Raw genomic sequence first — 1,777 nt, forward strand, 5'->3', positions numbered from 1 at the left:
GAGCTTGTCCCAAAAGTAACAATTAAAGATGTGCGGGACAAATCCAAGCGTTAAAAAAGTTAATAGTTAAACGGAAAAGGAGCTAAGCGGCTTGTATGTGCTTAGCTCCTTTGTTTTTGGCGTCCACTGCTGCTTTTTTCAGCAGATTGTGGGCAAGGGAAAGCCACCCGACCTCCAGACTTACTTTAGGTAAGCCTCGAAGCAGGAATCTCCTGAATCCGCGGTTGTTCTTCATATCCCCAAACACAGGCTCCGGTTCGATCATACGCCGGACGGCTAGCGCATAGCCTTCCTCACTGCGAAGTTTTTCACGTGCCTGGTTCTTCAAACGCAAGTACTTCATGCTCACTTTAATTTCACGCTCACCCTGAGCTTTTGTACATTGTGGTTTCAGTGGGCATCCTTCACAACTCGAGCTCCGATAATGGCGATGCTCGATTTCATATCCACTTTCGGTTTTCTCCTTGCTCACTCTGCGGAAAATGAGAGTTTGTCCCGCAGCGCATGTCCATGTATCTTGTTCCGTGTTATATGTCCAGTTGTCGATTTTGCTAATATCCTTTTGCCATGCCTTACTTTTTTCGCGATGGTAGGTGCTGTATTTCACGATGGCGTCGGCCTCGTTTTGCTCTAAATAGTCGTAGTTCTCTTCACCACCATATCCCGCGTCAGCGATGATCGTCCTCGGCAGCTTGCCCAGTTGCGATTTTACTTTTTCTAGATGAGGGATGAGGCAGCGCGTATCGGTAGGCCTTTGATGTACACTGTAGCCGAGGATGAATTGATTTTCGGTGCCAATTTGCACATTGTAGCCCGGCTTTAACTGACCGTTTCGCATGTGGTCTTCTTTCATCCGCATAAATGTAGCGTCTTTGTCGGTCTTACTGTAGCTGTTTCGATTCCCTAAAATATCTTCATGAGATTCATATTTTTGGAGGCGAGGGAGCAAGTCTTTGCGAAGGACGCGAACCGCCTTCTTTAATGGTTTGTCCTTTGGATTTTCTTGTAGTCTTTCTTCCAGTTGCTTGACAGCGATCTCCAGCTTTTCACTTGTAATCCCCGAAGATTCGCCAAGCTCGCAGAGGTCTCGGCCGCTATGTGCTCCTTCTTCTTGTTTTTCGGCTTCTTCGATGGCGGCAAACAGTGTTTGCACGTTCTCCTGGAGCTTGGCCTTATGCTTGACAACCGCTTTCCCCCAAACAAACGTATACCGATTGGCATTGGCTTCGATCTTGGTTCCGTCAACAAAGTAATGATCAAGTTGAACGTATTTCTCGTCAGCCAGAAATTGAAGAACCGCGGTAAACACCGTCTCCAGCACGGCTTTCATCCGTTCGGAACGAAAACGGTTGATGGTGCGGAAGTCGGGCCGCTGTCTGCCGGCGACCCACATAAACATGACGTTTTCACGAACGGCCTTGGCAATCTGGCGGGAAGAGTACATGCGCTGGGTGTAGGCGTAGATGATGACCTTGGTCAGCATCTTGGGATGATAGCTGTCTCGGCCGCCTCCGGGGTAAGCAGCGTCAAAGATGGCGTCGTCCAGACGATCCACTGCTGCATTGACGACGCGAATGAGATGGTTTTGAGGAATGTCTTCCTCCAAATCCATTGGCAGTGTAAGTTGGTTCATGGTATATTGAATGTACAAAGAAACCGTCTCCTTTGAAATGGTTGGGTGGTACCTCCATTTTACCAAAGAACGGTTTCTTTTTGTTGCATAAAATGAAAAAGAGGCCCTCCCTCAGTCATTATTCATGACTTTTGGGACAGCCTC

At 47.9% G+C, this 1,777-nt stretch carries 1 protein-coding gene; it reads right to left on the bottom strand.

Features of this window, described 5'->3' with window-relative positions; genetic code table 11:
• Positions 1–82: 82 nt before the first annotated feature.
• Positions 83–1,651: an IS1182 family transposase gene (locus GK047_RS29075; RefSeq protein ID WP_163954250.1), complete on the bottom strand. Its 1,569-nt coding sequence runs from the start codon at positions 1,649–1,651 to the stop codon at positions 83–85.
• Positions 1,652–1,777 lie beyond the last annotated feature (126 nt).

The organism is Paenibacillus sp. SYP-B3998, from assembly GCF_010820665.1.
In the GTDB taxonomy this organism is placed as follows: Bacteria; Bacillota; Bacilli; order Paenibacillales; family NBRC-103111; genus Paenibacillus_E.